This window comes from Microbispora sp. NBRC 16548 (assembly GCF_030268985.1).
GTDB classification, from domain to species: domain Bacteria; phylum Actinomycetota; class Actinomycetes; order Streptosporangiales; family Streptosporangiaceae; genus Microbispora; species Microbispora catharanthi.
This window is the reverse complement of sequence record NZ_BSSF01000008.1, coordinates 350,867-367,402: the sequence shown is the minus strand read 5'-3', so window position 1 is coordinate 367,402 and position 16,536 is coordinate 350,867. Positions and strand designations below refer to the sequence as shown.

General features: G+C 72.1%; 15 protein-coding genes. 7 read left to right on the top strand and 8 right to left on the bottom strand.

Annotation, left to right across the window (positions count from 1 at the left end; translation table 11 throughout):
- Nucleotides 1-53: 53 nt before the first annotated feature.
- Nucleotides 54-863, bottom strand: a complete 810-nt coding sequence (locus QSK36_RS24335; protein ID WP_285783985.1) for an SDR family NAD(P)-dependent oxidoreductase — start codon at nt 861-863, stop codon at nt 54-56.
- An 85-nt stretch (nt 864-948) separates the two neighbouring features.
- On the opposite strand from QSK36_RS24335, the gene QSK36_RS24330 reads away from it, so the two are divergent.
- A complete protein-coding gene (locus QSK36_RS24330; RefSeq protein WP_183535208.1) occupies nt 949-1,800 on the top strand; it encodes a helix-turn-helix transcriptional regulator in 852 nt (283 codons plus the stop codon).
- A 112-nt stretch (nt 1,801-1,912) separates the two neighbouring features.
- On the top strand, nt 1,913-4,126 hold the full coding sequence (gene metE / locus QSK36_RS24325) for a 5-methyltetrahydropteroyltriglutamate--homocysteine S-methyltransferase (protein ID WP_285783984.1): 2,214 nt from the start codon (nt 1,913-1,915) through the stop codon (nt 4,124-4,126).
- 118 nt (nt 4,127-4,244) lie between these two features.
- Here metE and QSK36_RS24320 read toward each other — a convergent pair whose 3' ends face one another.
- Genes QSK36_RS24320 through QSK36_RS24310 form a run of 3 tightly spaced genes read right to left on the bottom strand, consistent with a single transcriptional unit; the run spans nt 4,245 to nt 7,998 of the window.
- Nucleotides 4,245-5,915 carry a hypothetical protein gene (locus QSK36_RS24320; protein WP_285783983.1) on the bottom strand — a complete coding sequence of 557 codons (1,671 nt, stop codon included), beginning with the start codon at nt 5,913-5,915 and terminating at the stop codon, nt 4,245-4,247.
- Between the two features lie 23 nt (nt 5,916-5,938).
- Nucleotides 5,939-6,613 carry a response regulator gene (locus QSK36_RS24315; protein WP_139575761.1) on the bottom strand — a complete coding sequence of 225 codons (675 nt, stop codon included), beginning with the start codon at nt 6,611-6,613 and terminating at the stop codon, nt 5,939-5,941.
- On the bottom strand, nt 6,610-7,998 hold the full coding sequence (locus tag QSK36_RS24310; RefSeq protein ID WP_285783982.1) for a sensor histidine kinase: 1,389 nt from the start codon (nt 7,996-7,998) through the stop codon (nt 6,610-6,612). The genes QSK36_RS24315 and QSK36_RS24310 overlap by 4 nt, the downstream gene beginning before the upstream one ends.
- A gap of 196 nt (nt 7,999-8,194) precedes the next feature.
- Between QSK36_RS24310 and QSK36_RS24305 the strand changes: the two genes are divergently transcribed.
- Entirely contained in the window at nt 8,195-9,199 is a 1,005-nt protein-coding gene (locus tag QSK36_RS24305) for a carboxymuconolactone decarboxylase family protein (RefSeq protein ID WP_285783981.1), read from the top strand.
- 20 nt (nt 9,200-9,219) lie between these two features.
- On the opposite strand, the gene QSK36_RS24300 is transcribed toward QSK36_RS24305, so the two are convergent.
- The 3 genes from QSK36_RS24300 to QSK36_RS24290 all read right to left on the bottom strand — a co-directional run bounded on the left by QSK36_RS24300 (nt 9,220) and on the right by QSK36_RS24290 (nt 11,982).
- Nucleotides 9,220-10,002 carry a PhzF family phenazine biosynthesis protein gene (locus QSK36_RS24300; protein ID WP_285783980.1) on the bottom strand — a complete coding sequence of 261 codons (783 nt, stop codon included), beginning with the start codon at nt 10,000-10,002 and terminating at the stop codon, nt 9,220-9,222.
- 11 nt (nt 10,003-10,013) lie between these two features.
- On the bottom strand, nt 10,014-11,132 hold the full coding sequence (locus QSK36_RS24295) for an acetate/propionate family kinase (RefSeq protein WP_285783979.1): 1,119 nt from the start codon (nt 11,130-11,132) through the stop codon (nt 10,014-10,016).
- Nucleotides 11,133-11,217: 85 nt separating this feature from the next.
- Nucleotides 11,218-11,982, bottom strand: a complete 765-nt coding sequence (locus QSK36_RS24290) for a class I SAM-dependent methyltransferase (protein ID WP_285783978.1) — start codon at nt 11,980-11,982, stop codon at nt 11,218-11,220.
- Nucleotides 11,983-12,080: 98 nt separating this feature from the next.
- Here QSK36_RS24290 and QSK36_RS24285 point away from each other — a divergent pair, with 98 nt between their 5' ends.
- The 4 genes from QSK36_RS24285 (at nt 12,081) to QSK36_RS24270 (ending at nt 15,748) form a co-directional block, all read left to right on the top strand.
- Nucleotides 12,081-12,623, top strand: coding sequence for a CGNR zinc finger domain-containing protein (locus QSK36_RS24285; protein ID WP_352240829.1), 543 nt, complete (start codon nt 12,081-12,083; stop codon nt 12,621-12,623).
- Between the two features lie 69 nt (nt 12,624-12,692).
- Nucleotides 12,693-13,442 (top strand): SDR family NAD(P)-dependent oxidoreductase, encoded by a 750-nt coding sequence (locus QSK36_RS24280; RefSeq protein ID WP_285783976.1) that lies wholly within the window; start codon nt 12,693-12,695, stop codon nt 13,440-13,442.
- Between the two features lie 417 nt (nt 13,443-13,859).
- A complete protein-coding gene (locus QSK36_RS24275; protein WP_285783975.1) occupies nt 13,860-15,131 on the top strand; it encodes an AAA family ATPase in 1,272 nt (423 codons plus the stop codon).
- The gene (locus tag QSK36_RS24270) at nt 15,131-15,748 is read left to right on the top strand and encodes an RloB family protein (RefSeq protein ID WP_285783974.1); all 618 of its coding nucleotides are present in this window, start codon (nt 15,131-15,133) and stop codon (nt 15,746-15,748) included. The genes QSK36_RS24275 and QSK36_RS24270 overlap by 1 nt, the downstream gene beginning before the upstream one ends.
- A gap of 34 nt (nt 15,749-15,782) precedes the next feature.
- Here QSK36_RS24270 and QSK36_RS24265 read toward each other — a convergent pair whose 3' ends face one another.
- Nucleotides 15,783-16,517: a PP2C family protein-serine/threonine phosphatase gene (locus QSK36_RS24265; RefSeq protein WP_182901098.1), complete on the bottom strand. Its 735-nt coding sequence runs from the start codon at nt 16,515-16,517 to the stop codon at nt 15,783-15,785.
- Nucleotides 16,518-16,536: the final 19 nt, after the last annotated feature.

Here is a 16,536-nt window from a genome sequence, read left to right as displayed (position 1 = left end):
TGGTAGCCGGGACAGTGGGCCCGAACCCCGCAAGGGAGGATCTCTGCCCCGGCTCAGACCCCGGCGCCGCCGTCGACCCGCAGGACGGCGCCGGTCACGAAGGAGGAGCGGTCGCTCAGCAGCCAGGCGGCGGCCTCGGCGATCTCGGCCGGGTCGGCCCCGCGGCGCAGCGGTGTCAGCGCCGTGAGCCGTTCCTGGAGACCGGGGGACTCCGCTTCCCAGGCACGGATCATCTCGGTGAGCGTGTTGCCGGGAGCGATGGCGTTGACGCGGATGCCTTCGGGGCCGTAGGTGACGGCGGCCGACTCGGTGAGGCTGTTGACCGCCCGTTTCATCGCACCGTAGGCCGGTAGCTCCGGGTTGCCTCCCCAACTGCCGACGGACGAGTTGTTGACGATGGCGCCCGTGCCCGCGGTGGCCCGGATCGCCTCCACCTCGGCGACCATGGCCAGCCAGACGCCCTTGAGGTTCACGGCGTAGATGCGGTCGAAGCCGGCCTCCGGCATCCGATCCATCGGGCCGGGCTGCTGGCCGGTCGCCCCGTTGTTGAAGGCGACGTCGAGCCGGCCGTACAGGTCCACCGCGCGGCTCACGGCGGCCCGCACGCTTGCCGCGTCGGCGAGGTCGCACACCACGTGGTCCGCGGTGCCGCCCGCCATCCGGATCTCCTCGGTCACCGCCTTCAGTTCGGCCTCCGTCCGGGCCGCGAGCAGCACCCGGGCGCCCTCCCGGGCGAACAGCCGCGCCGCCGCGGCTCCGATACCGCGTCCGGCGCCGCTGACGAAGGCGACCTTGCCGGCCAGCAGACCAGGAGCGCCGGGCGTGGCGGGGGTGGATGTGCCGGTGGTGATTGTGTTGTCCATGGCAGTGAGCCTGCGCCGGTGGGCGCGGCCTATCCAGGCATCGGTAGTACCTGGATCGCCTCCGCGCTCCGCGCACACTGGAGGTGTGAACCGACGAGAACTGGCCGACTTCCTGCGCAGCAGGCGCGAACGGATCAGCCCTGCCGACGTGGGGCTGCCCGCCGGGCCCAGGCGCCGTACCCCGGGGCTGCGGCGTGAGGAGGCGGCGCAGCTGGCGTTCATCTCGACCGAGTACTACACGCGGCTGGAGCAGGCCCGCGGTCCGCGCCCGTCGCGCGAGGTGCTGGCCGGGCTGGCCCGGGCCCTGCGCCTGTCGGACGCCGAGCGCGCCCATCTCCATCACCTCGCCGGAGCCCCGCCCGCCCCGCCGCCAGGGCCCTCGCGCGAGGTGCGGCAGAGCATCCTGGACCTGCTGGCGCGGCTGCCGCAGGCCGCCGCGTTCGTGACGTCCGCGACGCTCGAGGTGCTCGCCTGGAACGAGCTGGCGGCCGCCCTCATGGAGGACTTCTCGGCCTTGTCCCGGCGCGACCGCAACCTGGTGCGCCGCGTGTTCCTCGGCCCGCACCGCGAGGGACGGCGGTTGTACGGGGTCTCCGACGCCGGCGAGTTCGCCCAGCACGCGGCCCGGCGCCTGCGTGCCGCCGCCGCCCGCTATCCCGACGCGCCCGAGGTGACCGGGCTGGTGGCCGAGCTTCTCGCCAAGAGCCCGGAGTTCGCGCGGCTTTGGGCTTCCCACGACGTGTCGGACGGGTCCACGCTGTGCAAGACCTTCCAGCACCCGATGGTCGGCCCGATCACCGTCAACTGCGACGTCCTCGACATCACCGACCGCGACCAGCAGGTGGTCATCTACACCGCCGTCCCCGGTTCGCCGTCCGACGAGGCGCTGCGGCTGCTGTCGGTCATCGGCACACAGCGCATGGACGCCCCCCGCTGACAGCTCTGGCCAACCGTCGAGTTGATCCATAAGCGTTGTCAATAGATCCCTGGGTGTGGGACGGGGTGAGGGGAGGATGCGGGACGTCCTGTTCGACGCATGAGGAGTGGTGATGACGTCGTCTTTTCCCGCATCGACCGTGCTGGGGTATCCGCGGATCGGGCCGGATCGGGAGTTGAAGCGGGCGCTGGAGGCGTACTGGGAGGGGCGTTCCAGCCGGGCGGACCTGGAGGAGACCGCGCGGCGGTTGCGGGGGGACACCTGGCGGCGGCTCGCCGCGCTCGGCCTGGAGGGCCTCCCGTCGAACACGTTCTCCTACTACGACCAGGTGCTCGACACGGCGGTGCTGCTGGGCGCGGTGCCCGGGCGTTACCGGCACGACGACGATCTGGCGACCTACTTCGCGATGGCCCGGGGCGCCGAGGGGATCGCCCCACTGCGCATGACCAAGTGGTTCGACACCAACTACCACTACATCGTTCCCGAGATCGGCCCGGACACGGTCTTCTCCCTCGACGCCGCCAAGCCGCTGGCAGAGGTACGCGAGGCCCGCGCGCTGGGGCTGGAGACCCGGCCGGTGCTGGTCGGGCCGGTGACGTTCCTGCTGCTGTCGCAGGCCACGCCGGACAGTCCTGACGGCTTCGCTCCGCTCGACCGGCTGGACGACGTCGTCGAGGTGTACGCGCGCCTGCTGGCCGAACTGGCCGCGGAGGGCGTCGGCTGGGTGCAGCTGGACGAGCCCGCCCTGGTGACCGACCGCACCGCCGCCGAACTGGCCGCGGTCGAGGCGGCGTACGGGCGGCTGGGACGGCTGGAGAACCGGCCCGCGCTGCTGGTCGCCTCCTATTTCGGGGATCTCGGCGACGCGCTGCCCGTGCTGGCCGGAACGCCGGTCGAGGCCGTCGGCCTCGACCTCGTCCGGGGCACGGCACATGGTGTGGACGCCCTGGCCGGCAAGACGGTCGTCGCCGGCGTGGTGTCGGGCCGGGACGTGTGGCGCGCCGACCGGGACCGCGCGCTGGCCACGCTGCGTGCGGCGCGGGAGCGCGCCGGGCGGGTCGTGGTGAGCACGTCGTGCTCGCTCCTTCACGTGCCCTACGACGTGGAACGGGAGACCGGCCTCGATCCCGCGCTGCGGCGGCGGCTGGCCTTCGCCGAGCAGAAGGTCGCCGAGGTGGTCGAACTGGCGGCTCTGCTCGCGGCCACACCCCGTCGTCACCTGCCCGAACACCTCGCCGCACAAGAACGTCCGCACACCTCCCGGGTCCGGACGGCGCAGGGCCGCGCCCCCTACGCCGTACGGGCCGCGGCGCAGGCCGAGCACCTGAAGCTGCCGCTTCTCCCGGTCACCACGATCGGCTCCTTCCCCCAGACGGGCGAGCTGCGCCGGGCCCGGGCGGCCCTGGCGGCCGGGGAGATCGGCGAGGCGGCGTACGAGAGCATGGTCCGCGCGGAGATCGAGCAGGTCATCGCGCTGCAGGAGCGGCTGGGGCTGGACGTCCTCGTGCACGGCGAGCCCGAGCGCAACGACATGGTGCAGTATTTCGCCGAGCACCTCGACGGCTTCGCCGTCACCCGGCACGGCTGGGTCCAGTCGTACGGCTCGCGCTGCACCCGCCCGCCTATCCTGCACGGCGACGTGCGGCGGCCGGAGCCGATCACCGTCCGCTGGGCGCGGCACGCCCAGTCGCTGACGAGCAAGCCGGTCAAGGGCATGCTCACCGGCCCGGTGACGATCGTGGCGTGGTCGTTCGTCCGCGACGACCTGACGCTGCGCGAGGTGGTGTTCCAGGTCGCCGACGCCGTACGGGAGGAGGTGGGCGACCTGGAGGATGCGGGCATCCGCGTCATCCAGGTCGACGAGCCCGCGCTGCGCGAGCTGGTGCCGCTGCGGCGCGCCGAGCAGGCCGCCTACCTGGAGTGGGCCGTCGCGGCCTACCGATGGGCCACCTCGGGCGCGAGCGAGCACACGCAGATCCACACGCACCTGTGCTACTCGGACGCCGACGAGATCCTCGCCGCGATCGACGCCCTCGACGCCGACGTCACGAGCATCGAGTCGGCGCGCTCGCGGGGGCGCCTGCTCGGCGCGGTCGGCGCCTTCCCCAGGGGATTGGGGCCGGGCGTCTACGACATCCACTCGCCGCGGGTGCCGGGCGCCGACGAGGTGGAGCGCCTGCTCACGGAGGCGCTGCGGACGGTGCCCGCCGAGCGGTTGTGGGTCAACCCCGACTGCGGGCTGAAGACCCGCTCGTACGAGCAGGTCGAGGCGGCGCTCGCCAACGTGGTCGAGGCGGCGGCCCGCCTGCGCGAGCGGTACGCCTGACTCGGACCGGTACGCGTCCGGAGCGGGCCCCGGGCCGGCCCGGCGGTAGGCGGACCGTCCCGCAACCGCGAGCGGGGTCCCCGCGGGGAGCGATCCGGTCGCTGTTCCGCGACTTCGGCTAAAGGCCGACGCTGGCCAGGACGACGCCCCGATAGAGGACGAGCGGGGCACCGCCGTCGAGGCGGGCCAGGACGATCTCGTGATCCGGGCCGGGACCGGCGCGCAGGCTGTCTCGGGGGCGCAGGGAGACGATGAGGTGCCGCCCGTCGGCGGTGGGCAGCACGCGGTCGACCGCCTGGCCCTTCCGCGCTCCGGTCGCGATCCGGACCGCGGCGCCCGGCTCGCTCACCACCGTGAGCGAGCCGTCATCGCCGTCATCCCCGCTGTCGCCGCCACCGCCACCGCCACCGTCGCCGCCACCGTCGCCGGCATCGCGAGTGTCACGGGAGAACAGGATCCGGCGCCCGGGAAGGGCCGTGACCAGGAAAGCTCCGGGCGGTCCGGCCGCGGTGACCCCCTCGGACGTGAGGGCGACCACGACGCCGTCCGGCGCGAAGCGGATGCCCGTCACGCCCGGGGTGTCCGTCCCGGGGCCGGCCGGCTGCCCTCCCCGTGGGGTGGCGGGGAGCGGCACGGCCTGCCGGGCCCGCGGAACGGTGACGGCCCGGCGCGCCCGGGCCTGCCGGAGGTCGACATCCCACACCTCGGCGGGCTTCGGGTCACCGATGTCCGCGTTCCGGGCGAGCACCGCGACGAGCGCGTGCTCGCCCGCGACGGCGATCTTCACGCTGCCGTCGTCCGCAGGGAAGCCCTTGACCGGAGTGAGCGTGCCCGTCCGCAGGTCGGCCACGACCAGGCGCGGGCGGGCACGGCCCGCCATCGCGAGGGCACGGCGGCCGTCCGGCGTGAAGGCGGCCGTCCCGACATCGTCCACCAGCCGGCGGACCTCGCCGTGGACACCGGCGACGGCCAGCACCGACGCGCCGTCGTCCTGCCGCAGGATCGTCGCGTACCCGTCGCCCGTGAAGGCGCCGGGGGCGCCGCGGCTCGACCGGCCCACGGTCACCGGGGTGCCGTCCCGGGTGTCGGTGATGACGAGCGCGTCGTCCCGCAGCGACGCCAGGTGGCGCCCGTCGGGGGAGACGGCCACCGGAAACGCCGGCACGGAGGTCCTCGGGGTCGCGGTGCCGTCGCGCAGGTCGACGCCGCCGGCGTCGGTCGATCCCGGGCCGTACCAGTACACGCCCCCGTTGGGGGCGCGCTCGCACTGCGCCTCGGGCCCCGGCTGCTCGATCCGGCCGTCCGTACGCACGAGCAGGCATCGCCCGGTGGTCGCGGACACGGTGGGGCCGACGGGGAACGTCCCCTCGACGAAGACGTGAGCGGGAAGCGTGGCGTCGACGACGTCGCCGGAGACCAGGACGGCGTCGCGGGGATCCCCTGCCAGGCCGCGTACCGCGATGGGAGCGGCCGGGTCGCCCAGTGCGACCTCCACGTGCCGGCGGACCCACGTGCCCTTCGGCAGCTCGTCGCCGAACCGGCCCACCCGGATCAGGCCGAGCATGTCGTCCCGCGTCTCGTCGGGGACGCGGGCGAGGAAGACGGCCGCGCCGAGCTCTTCACCACCGTGTCCTTCACCACCGGGCCCTTCACCACCGTGTCCCTCGACGCCGGCGGGCAGCGGGTTGACGCGTGCGGCCAGGTTTTCCGGCCCCGGCGGTCCGCCGGGGGAGCAGGCCGCGAGCGAGAGCAGGGCGAGCACCACGGCCGCGGGCGTACGCAGACCCATGAGCGCGATCCTAGATCCCCCCGTCAGCCGCGCTTGGCGGAACTCCGGGGGACCACCAGGCCGGACTCGTAGGCGAAGACGACGAGCTGGGCACGGTCCCGCGCACCGAGCTTGGTCATCGCCCTGCTCACGTGGGTCTTGGCGGTGAACGGGCTGATCACCATGTGCGCGGCGATCTCCTCGTTGGTGAGGCCGCGCGCGACCAGGGCGACGACCTCCCGTTCGCGGTTGGTGAGCTCCTCGAGAGCGGCCGTCGGCACGGCGTCCGGCGGGCGGGAGACGTACTCGCTGATGAGCGTCCGGGTGACCGCCGGGGACAGCAGGGCGTCGCCGCGCGCCGCGACCCTGATCGCCTGGAGAAGCTCCACCGGCTCGGTGTCCTTGAGCAGGAAGCCGCTCGCGCCCGCGCGCAGCGCGTCGAACACGTAGCGGTCGAGCCCGTAGTTGGTCAGGATCACCACCCGGGTGGCGGCCAGGCGGGGATCGGCGGCGATGCGGCGGGTCGTCTCGATGCCGTCCATCACCGGCATCTGGATGTCCACGAGCGCGATGTCGGGGACGTGCCGCTCGGCCAGCGCCAGGCCCTGGCTGCCGTCGCCCGCCTCGCCGACCACTTCCACGCCGTCCTCGGCATCGAGCAGCGCCTTGAATCCGGCCCGGATGAGCGCCTGGTCGTCCACCAGCAGCACCCTGATCACGCCGCTCCCTCCACAGCCGGCAAGGGCAGCTCGGCGTGGATGGTGAAACCGCCGTCCGCCCCCGGACCGGTCTGGAGCCTCCCGCCGAGCGCGGACACCCGCTCCCGCATACCGGTGAGCCCGACGCCCACATGAACCGCTTCGGGCCGGACCACGGTGCCCGCCTCGGAGGTCCCGTCCGCTCCGTGTCGTGGCGTCGCCGCGGCGGGCAGACCCCTGCCGTCGTCCTCGACGCGTACGACGAGGGTGTCGGGCAGGTAGCGGACGTGCACGGACGCCGAGGCGGGGCCCGCGTGCCGCGCCACGTTGGTGAGCGACTCCTGCACGATCCGGTAGGCGGCCAGGTCGACCTCGGGCGGCAGGGCGCGCGGCGTGCCGCTGATCGCCAGCGTGGCGGGCACGCCCGCCGACCGCGCCCGCTCGACCAGCTCGCCGATCCTGTCGGCCCGGGCCGTGCCGGGCGCGTCGTCAGGGCCGGGTTCGCGCAGCACCTCCAGCGTCGCGCGCAGCTCCCGCATGGCGTCCGCACTCGCGTCCTGGATCGCCAGCAGCGCGGCCGGCACGTCGTCGCCCCGCTTGCGCGCCAGATGGACGGCCACGCCGGCCTGCACCTTGATGATCGAGATGGTGTGGGTGAGCGAGTCGTGCAGCTCCCTGGCGATGCGCAGCCGCTCCTCGCCGGCGCGGCGCAGCGCGACCTCCTCGCGGGTGCGCTCCGCCTCGACGGCGCGCTGCTCGGCCTGGCGCAGGTACGCCCGCCGCTGCCGGGAGACGACCCCCGCCACGTTGGCGGCGACGAACCAGCCGACCAGCAGGCCGACCCGGTCCACCACCTCGCGCGGGGTCCGCGTACCGAGGTCCGACAGCTCCACCAGCAGGACACCGGCGAGGTAGGCGGCGCTGACCGACGCCGCCCACAAGCGCCGGCCCGCGGTGGCCGCGGAAAACACGGTGATCAGGAGGGGGAAGGCGGTCGCGGTCTCGGGATGCACCCGCAGGGCGTAGACCAGCATGCAGGCCGCGGCGACGACGAGCGCCGTCACGGGCGCCGTCCGCCGCGCGGCCAGGGCGGCGGACCCGCCCACCAGGAGCAGGTAGCCCACCACCCCCAGCTGCGCGGGGCCGCTCGGAGAGCCCGGAAGCAGGGTGGCGACCGCCAGCAGCACCGCCACGACAGCCGCGCTCGCGGCATCCGAGGCGTAGAACCGGGGGAGGCTGCGGCGGCCGGCCTCCGTCCGGTCGCCGGAGAGGGCCGGTCCATCGGGGAAGGCCAACAGGTCCGCGAACGCCCGCGGGCCGGGCGACGCCGGTGCGTCCACGGTCACCGGTGAGTCAGGGGACGCCAATGGGCTGGGGGACGCCTGCCGTCCGCGATCGCCGTCCATGTCAGCAGGGTAGACCGAGCCGTTTCGCGCCGCCTCCTCCCGGCGGACCGATCCTGCGCTACTCCCGCCGTAGTACGGTCGCCGCCTCGCAGCCGCGCCGGGAGCGGCTCGGAACGCCTTCCGCCGTACGACGACGGGGGCGGCCGCGCTCGGCAGGATCGGTCCGCATGACAGCACGACCGATGAGGAGACCGAGATGCCGACGCCATATCGCTATGTGACCCCGGTGCCCACGGAGGCGGCGGCCGGGCTGATCGCCCAGGTCTACGCCCAGATCGCCCGTGATTTCGGCATGGCCCGCATGCCGCTGTTCCTGACGTTGTCCCCGGCTCCCGAGGTGCTCGCTCCCACATGGGCGATGCTGCGTGAGTCGCTGCTCGCCGGGCAGGCCCCGAGGGCGGCCAAGGAGGTCGTCGCCACCGGGGTCTCCCTCGCCAACAAGTGCCCGTTCTGTGTCGACGCGCACACCGTGCTCCTGCATGCGACCGGCGAGCACGAGCTGGCCGAGACCGTCGCGCGCGGGGAGAAGCCGTCCGATCCGGAGCACGCCCGGCTGTTCGCCTGGGCCACCGGCACGGCCACGTCCGGGCAGGCGCCGCCGTGCCCGCCGGGTCACGCGGCCGAGCTAATCGGCACGGCCCTCGCCTTCCACTTCATCAACCGGATGGTGTCGTCGCTGCTGACCGACGACCTCCTGCCCGCCGGCCTGCAGCGGTCCCGGCTCGTACGCGGCCTGGGCGGCAGGGCCCTCGCCAGGACGGTACGCCGCAGGCTGCCGCAGGGCGAGGCGCTGCCGCTGCTGCGTGGGCTGCCGTCGGGCCCGGTCCCGGCCTGGGCGGCGGGCACCCCGGCCGGGACGGCGTTCGCCGCGCTGCTGGCCGCGGCGGGGGAGGGAGTTCATCTGCTGGGCGACACGGCCAGGGAGGCGGTCGTGGAGGCCGTCGCGGACTGGGACGGCGAACACCCTGCCCTGTCCGGCTGGCCGTCGGGTCCGCTGGCGGACGTCGCACCCGCACAGCGCCCGGCGGCCAGGCTCGCCCTGCTGGCCGCCCTCGCGCCCTATCGGGTGACCGACGCCGACGTCGCCGCCTGGCGGGAGGCCGGGGGCGGACGGTCCGACGCCGACCTCGTGCGGCTGCTGGCGTTCGGGGCGATCACCGCCGTCCGGCGGATCGAGGCCGCCCTCGCCGTGCCGGCCTGACGCGACCGTGGGGGAGGAGGTCAGACCTCCAGTTCGCCGGACCAGATGGTCACGGCGTGCCCGGCGAGCTCGACGCGGTCGCCGCGCAGGGTCGTGCGCACGGTCCCGCCGCGCCGCGACACCTGCTCCCCGACCAGCGCGTCCCGGCCGAGTCTGCCCGACCAGTGCGGCGCGAGCACGCAGTGGGCCGAACCGGTGACGGGGTCCTCCGGCACGCCCACCCGGGGGCCGAAGAACCGGGAGACGTAGTCGGCGGCGGTGCCTTCGCCGGACGCCGTCACGATGACGCCCCGGGCCTCGACCTCGGCCAGCCGCGCCATGTCGGGGTCGGCGGCCCGGACCTCCTCGGCCGAGCCGACCTCGACCAGCAGGTCGAACTCGCTGCGGCCGGTCCACACCGGCGTGACGCCGAGGGCCTCGACGAGGCCGTCCGGCGGCGGGCACGGCGCGGCCTGCTTCGCGGGGAAGTCCATCGCGATCAGCCCGCCGTCCGCCTGCTCGGTCGCGAGCACGCCGCTCTTCGTGTCGAACTCCAGCCGCCCCGACTCCCCCAGGGAGTAGAGGACGTGCGCGGTGGCCAGGGTGGCGTGCCCGCACAGCGCGACCTCGACCGCGGGGGTGAACCAGCGCAGCGAGCGCGGCCCTTCGTCCCGCTCCAGCACGAAGGCCGTCTCCGAATGGCGCATCTCGCCGGCCACCGCCAGCATCCACTCGTCCGGAACGGTCTCGTCGAGGAGGCAGACCGCGGCGGGATTGCCCCGGAACGGCCGGTCGGTGAAGGAGTCCACGGTGAAGATGCGCATGTCTGCGGATTCTACGGCCGCATGCCTTCGCCGGCGGGACGGCCGAGCGCGGCGAGGGTCTCCCGGGCGACCTGGAGCTCCTCGCGGGGCCGTACGACGAGGACCGGCAGGCGGGCGTCCGGCGGGCTGACGACGCGATCCCGGTCCACGTCGTCGACGGCGGGCGGCTCGACACCGAGGAGCGACAGCCTGCCGCACACGGCCTCGCGCACCTCGGGCTGGTCCCAGCCGATCTCACCGGTGAACACGAGCGCGTCGAGCCGGTCGAGGGCGGCGGTCGAGGCGGCGATCTCCCGGCTCACCCGGTAGACGAACACGTCGAGCGCCAAGGCGGCGGCCTCCTCGGACGAGGCGACCAGGTCGCGGGTGTCGCCGGACAGGCCCTCGGAGAGCCCGAGCAGGCCCGAGTCGTGCTCCAGCCCGTCGCGCAGCTCCTCCAGCGTGAGGCGTGAGCCGGACAGCAGCCACAGGAGCATGCCGGGATCGACGCTGCCGGAACGCTTGCTCATGGGCACGCCCTCCAACGGCGTGAACCCCATCGAGGTGTCCACGCTGCGGCCGCTCCGCACGGCGCAGACCGAGCATCCGCCGCCGAGATGCGTGAGGACCAGGTTGACCTGCCCGGCCGGGCGTCCGAGCAGTTCGGCCGCCCGGCGGGTCGCCCACGCGTACGACAGCCCGTGGAAGCCGTAGCGGCGCAGGCCCCACCGGCGCCGCCACCCGGCGGGCAGGGCGTAGGTCGCGGCGGCGGCGGGCAGCCCGGCGTGGAAGGCGGTGTCGGGACACAGCACGTGCGGCACGGACGGCAGCACCCGCCGGGCCGCCTCGACCAGCGCGAGCGCGTGCGGCACGTGCAGCGGCGCGAGGTCGGCGTATCCGCGCACGGCCTTCACCACGTCGTCGTCGGCGACCGCCGGCGCGCGGACGGCCTCGCCGCCGTGGACGAGCCGGTGACCGACCGCGGTCACCTCGGCGTCCGTCCCGGACAGGAAGTCCGACAGCGTACGCTCCGCCGCGGCGGGGTCCGGGCTGTGCTCGCTGTGCTCGGTGCGCAGCACGCGGCCGTCCCGCACCAGATGCAGCTGGAGGCTGCTGGAACCCGCGTTGACGGTGAGCACGGTCGGTGTCATGGCGTCCGTCTTTCCGGCGACCCGGCGGGCAAACCCCGGCAGGCCGCCGGACAGAGCGGTCGGGGAGATCGGCGGTCGGGGGAGATTACGGGCGCACGGCGCAGAGCAGGCGGTTGTCGCCGCGCTGCCACAGCGTCCCGATCTCGGCGAAGCCCGCCGCGTGGAGGGCCTCGACGTGAGTGGACAGGTGGAGCGACTCCGAGCCGTGGTGTGCCGCGGTGGCCGGCCGGGGCGCCGCGACACCGGCGAGCTCGGGGTCGGCGGCGATCGCGTCCCACCACTGGCGCCAGTCCTCGGGACGGTCGTCGGAGAAGCGCCGCCGCTCCTCGCTCTCGTGGACGGCCCGCTCCAGCCGCGCCAGTTCAGGAGTGGTGTCCTCGGAGCTGAAGTGGTCGCCGTTGAGGAACAGCCCACCCGGTCGCAGCACGGTCGCGAGCTCGGCGTACACGGCGCGCAGGTCGTGCTCGGCCAGCCAGTGCAACGCGGTCGTGCTCACCGCCGCGTCCGCCGGGCGGTCGAGGCCGAGCGCCCGGCTCCATCCCGGTTCGCGCAGGTCCAGGTCGGCGAGGCGCAGGCCGTCGCGGTCGCCGTACGCCGCCCGGGCGAGCGACAGCAACAGAGGGTCGGCGTCGACCGCGACGATCCTGGCCCGGGGCAGGCGGTCCAGCAGGCGGGCCGACAGCGAGCCGGGGCCGCAGCCGAGGTCGATCACCAGGGGATCCGGGCGGCCCACGCCGCCCTCGACGGCGTCGATCAGCGCGGTGAAGCGCTCCTCCCTGTCAGGGAGGTAGCCCTCCTGCTGGCGGTCCCAACGATCGATCCACCGGGTGGCCACGTCGAACGTGAGCATGCCGTCTCCTTGTAACTGGCGTGTATGCTTTCGGCAGTTACAACGTAGAACGCAAGGACGTAACTGGTCAAGTGAACTTCAACAGTCACACTGATGGCGTGGTCGCGGTCGCCGTCGGCCTGGTCAACGCGCTGACCGAAGGCGAGGCGCGGGGCCGGTCGTACGAGCCGCCGACGGGAGAGGCGCGGGCCGCCGCGGTCGCCGGCGTTCTCGCGACCGGCGACAGGCGGGCGCCCACGGTCACCGAGGCGGAGGCGGGCGCGCTCGCCGAGGTCGCGGGGCGGCTGCGCGGCGTGTTCGAGGCGGTGACGCGAGGCGACGTGGACGCGGCGGCGCTCACCGTGAACGCACTGCTGGCGGAGACGGACGCGCGCCCGCACCTCGACCGGCACGACGGGGAGCCCTGGCACCTGCACTTCCACGGCGCGGGCGGCACCCTGGCCGGAAACTACGCGGCCAGTTGCGCGACCGGCCTCGCCGTGGTGCTCGGCGGCGAGTTGCACGACCGGCTCGGCGTGTGCACCGCGCCGCACTGCGACCGCGTGTACGTGGACACCTCCCGCAACGGCACCCGCCGCTTCTGCTCCACGGCCTGCCAGAACCGGGTCAAGACGGCCGCATTCCGGGCGCGCGGCGCCTGACGCGAGGCCCGAACGCCAGGTCCGATCACCGCCGGACCTCCCGGCGCCGTTGTCGCCATGCTCGACACCATGAACGAAATCAACGACATGAACGGCAAGGCGGCCCTGGTCACCGGGGGTGGCCGGGGAATCGGCGCGGCGGTCGTCCTCAAGCTGGCCGAGCGCGGCGCGGACGTGGCGCTGACCTACGAGCGCGACGAGGACAGCGCGGCCGCCGTGGCCGAGAAGGTGAAGGGGATGGGCCGGCGGGCGCTGGTCATCCGGGCCGACAACGGCGACGCCGCGGCGGTCGCCGCGGCCGTGGACGAGGCCGCCGCGGAGTTCGGCCGGCTCGACGTCCTCGTGAACAACGCGGCGGTCTTCCACGTCGCGCCGATCGAGGAACTGGGGCCGGACGAGGTGGACCGTACGCTCGCGGCCAACGTGCGCGGGCCGTTCCTGGCCGCGCGGGCGGCGGCGGGCCACATGACCGAGGGCGGCCGGATCATCACGATCGGGAGCAACGTCGCCGTGCGGACCGTCTTCCCGGGCTTCGCCCTGTACGCGATGAGCAAGACGGCCATGACCGGGATGACCAAGGGACTCGCCCGCGACCTCGGGCCGCGCGGCATCACCGTCAACCTCGTCAACCCCGGCCCGACCGACACCGCCTCGAACCCGGCGGACAGCCCCATGGCCGACACGGTCCGGGGACTGACGGTCCTCGGCCGCTACGCGCAGCCGGACGACATCGCCGAGACCGTGGCCCACCTGGCGGGCGACGGCGGGCGCTACGTCACCGGCGCGACGATCAACGTCGACGGCGGCTGGGCCGTCTGACGCCCGGGCTCACCGCCCAACCGGATGCCGCTCACGACCCGGTCACGTGACGGGTCGCGAGCCGGTTGTCAGGGACACATGGCGCTTGTCTCCAGCACTCGTGGCAGGTACGGACGGTGGGATGGCGGGCGGCCCGATCTGGGTCATGCGCCCGTCGTCCACTGGCGACTGCGCCAGCGTTCTGGTCGCACGTCATCTGCTGTAGCGCGCCGTCCCGCAGCAATGTACGCGCGGGAGCCGCCCACTTGGACTGGGGCCATCTTCCCGGTGTTCCCGCACAGCGGGGCGCGATTCGCATGAGGGTGTTCACTCATGGAGGCCTGTCGGCGGTATTCCTGCACACACGCCCTCGATCTCGTCAACTTTTTACGTTCTGAACCCTGTGTCGACAGCATTGGCGCAAGGTAGTGTGGGCTCATGTTGATCAGATTCGGAGTCTCGAACTATCGATCCATCTGGGAAGCAGTCGAGCTTTCAATGGTCGCGATCGATCGAGATCGGGAAGAAGCGCGTCCTGCGCCACTGCTCGGAGAGAGTCTTCTGCCGGTTGCGGCAGTGTATGGGCCGAACGCATCCGGTAAGTCCAATTTTGTGGCAGCTCTTTCCTGGCTTCGTGACGCGGTCCAGCATTCTCTTCGTTTCTGGGAGGACGAGATACCGATCGAGCTGTTCGCGTTTGGCGAGGGTCCCGGCTCCACAAGTGATTTCAGTGTCGAGGTCACGATCAATGGCATTCGCTATGAATATGTTCTTGAGTTGCGTCGCGAGCGTGTGCTCTATGAAGGCCTCTTTCACTACCCGGAGAAAAAGCGGAGAAGGATATTTGAGCGTGAAGAATCGGAACTGAAGCTACAGAGGGGTCTCGGCAGCCTGTCCGGCACGCGTGAACTCCTTACGGAAAGGACGCTGGCGCTCTCGATCGCCAGGCGTTTCGACGAGCCGTTGGTGTCGGACTTCGCGCGAGAGATCTTGAGGATACAGAACCTCAGCCACACGCCCAGACGCAGGCTGCCGGGATTGTTCGGAGGGGCGTTCTCCCGACCTACCATACGATGGTTCGAAGAGGTGAACGACCAACCCTTGCTCTTCGCGGACGAAGATCTCGGGGTCATCGGATCTCGCGAGCAGGCGTTGGCGCTTCTGCGTCTAGCCGACCTCGGCATTGAAGATGTGATCATAGACCATCAGGAGATAAGCTTTTCTGACTCGGAGGTGCGTACGCAGCGTAGAGTTCGGCTGCTGCACAAAACCGCGGAGGAAAGTGTGCCGTTTGACTTGAACGTCGAGTCAGAAGGCACCAAAACCTGGTTCGCTCTGATCGGCCCGATCCTGACCGCCCTGCGACAAGGATCCGTTGTGCTTTTCGACGAACTGGACGCCAGCCTGCATCCGACCTTGTCCGCGGAGTTGCTGCGCATCTTCCACAGCCCTGTGACCAATCCACGGGGCGCTCAACTGATATTCACTTCCCATGACACGAGCCTTCTCAACCACCTGAACAGGGATGAGGTCTGGCTGACCGAGAAGCGCGCCGACGGCTCAACTCGCCTCGGCGCGCTGGCCGACTTCGCCGGGGAACGCGTGCGTAAATCGCAAAATCTGGAGAACGCCTACCTCCACGGCAGATTCGGTGCTCTCCCGCAAGTGGATCAGACCCCTCTGTTGCGCGCGCTCGGATTGATCGGCTGATGGCTCTCAATCGACGACAGCGAGGCGGAAGGCCGCTCAAGAGGACCGCCGAGAAGCGCCCCGAACTGCGCACGATCATGGTTTTCTGTGAGGGCCGAAGTTCGGAGCCGGACTACATCAATGGCCTGAAGCGACTGCCGCACATAGCCGATAACACCATGCTGAACATACAAATCCATCCCGAGCAAGGTGTGCCGATCACACTGGTCAGGAAGGCCGTGGAATGCGCGAGCGACCCTGAAATCGATGAATGCTGGTGCCTCTTCGACGTCGAATGGCCGCGAAATCACCCCAACCTGGCGCAGGCGATTGATCTCGCAAGATCGAACGGAATCAACCTCGCGATCTCCAACCCCTGCTTCGAGCTTTGGCTGATCTTACATTTCGACAACTGTGGCGCCTTCATGGACACGGATTCGGCGGAACGCCGTTCTCGGTCACTGGACGGCCGGCCGGGCAAAAGTATAGATCCAGACGTTTACATGCCTCTGCGGAAGAATGCCGTTCGCTATGCGGAGCGCCTTGATATGCGTCACGCCGAAAATGGCACGATTTTCCCGCACGACAATCCCTCTTCGGGCATGTACAAATTTCTACGGAACCTCGAAGGTGAATAGGGGCGCTCTCGCTGTGCGGGCGGACGACGGTGTCTCAGGCGTCGGCGGCTTCGACGTCGGCGATCACGCACGAGATGTTGTCGGGTCCGCCGCCCTCGTTGGCCAGCTCGATGAGCCGGTGGACCGTCTCCTGCGGATCGGCCACGGTGGTGAGCACGTGGTGCAGCGCCTCGGGTTCGAGCACGGAGGTGAGCCCGTCGGAGCACAGCAGGTAGCGGTCGCCCGGGAACGCCTCGCGCAGCGACAGGTCGGGCTCGGCCAGGCCGCTCGTCTCCAGCGCCCGCAGCAGCAGGGAACGGCGCGGATGGCGGGCGGCCTGGTCGGGGCTCATGCGGCCGTCGTCCACCAGCGACTGCACCAGTGTGTGGTCGCGCGTGATCTGGTAGAGCGCGCCGTCACGCAGCATGTACGCCCGCGAGTCGCCCACATGGGCCAGGGCGAACTTCCCGTGGCCGTCCCACAGCATCGCGGTGACCGTGGTGCCCATCCGCTCGAGCGCCGGGTCCTGCGCGGCGAGGTCGCCCAGGCGCTGCCCCGCCTCCCGTACGGCGTCCGCGAGGGCGGCGACGACGTCGGCGGGACCCGGACCGTCCTCCAGCCCGGCCAGTGTGGAGATGACGGCCGCACTGGCGACCTCGCCGTGTCCGTGCCCGCCCATCCCGTCGGCGATGGCGAGCAGGCGCTCGCCGGCGTGCACAGAATCCTCGTTGTTGGCACGCGAACGCCCGACGTCCGACCCAGCGGCGTACCGAATACGGTTGTGCGTCATGGTTTTGAGTAAACCATTG

Excerpts from the sequence above, each read along its gene's own strand:
- QSK36_RS24305 (WP_285783981.1), top strand. The coding sequence starts at position 8,195 with ATGCCGACGCCATATCGCTATGTGACCCCGGTGCCCACGGAGGCGGCG.
- QSK36_RS24290 (WP_285783978.1), bottom strand. The coding sequence starts at position 11,982 with ATGCTCACGTTCGACGTGGCCACCCGGTGGATCGATCGTTGGGACCGC.
- QSK36_RS24280 (WP_285783976.1), top strand. The coding sequence starts at position 12,693 with ATGAACGAAATCAACGACATGAACGGCAAGGCGGCCCTGGTCACCGGG.
- QSK36_RS24275 (WP_285783975.1), top strand. The coding sequence starts at position 13,860 with ATGTTGATCAGATTCGGAGTCTCGAACTATCGATCCATCTGGGAAGCA.
- QSK36_RS24320 (WP_285783983.1), bottom strand. The coding sequence starts at position 5,915 with ATGGGTCTGCGTACGCCCGCGGCCGTGGTGCTCGCCCTGCTCTCGCTC.
- QSK36_RS24295 (WP_285783979.1), bottom strand. The coding sequence starts at position 11,132 with ATGACACCGACCGTGCTCACCGTCAACGCGGGTTCCAGCAGCCTCCAG.
- QSK36_RS24335 (WP_285783985.1), bottom strand. The coding sequence starts at position 863 with ATGGACAACACAATCACCACCGGCACATCCACCCCCGCCACGCCCGGC.
- metE (WP_285783984.1), top strand. The coding sequence starts at position 1,913 with ATGACGTCGTCTTTTCCCGCATCGACCGTGCTGGGGTATCCGCGGATC.
- QSK36_RS24310 (WP_285783982.1), bottom strand. The coding sequence starts at position 7,998 with ATGGACGGCGATCGCGGACGGCAGGCGTCCCCCAGCCCATTGGCGTCC.
- QSK36_RS24265 (WP_182901098.1), bottom strand. The coding sequence starts at position 16,517 with ATGACGCACAACCGTATTCGGTACGCCGCTGGGTCGGACGTCGGGCGT.
- QSK36_RS24270 (WP_285783974.1), top strand. The coding sequence starts at position 15,131 with ATGGCTCTCAATCGACGACAGCGAGGCGGAAGGCCGCTCAAGAGGACC.
- QSK36_RS24300 (WP_285783980.1), bottom strand. The coding sequence starts at position 10,002 with ATGCGCATCTTCACCGTGGACTCCTTCACCGACCGGCCGTTCCGGGGC.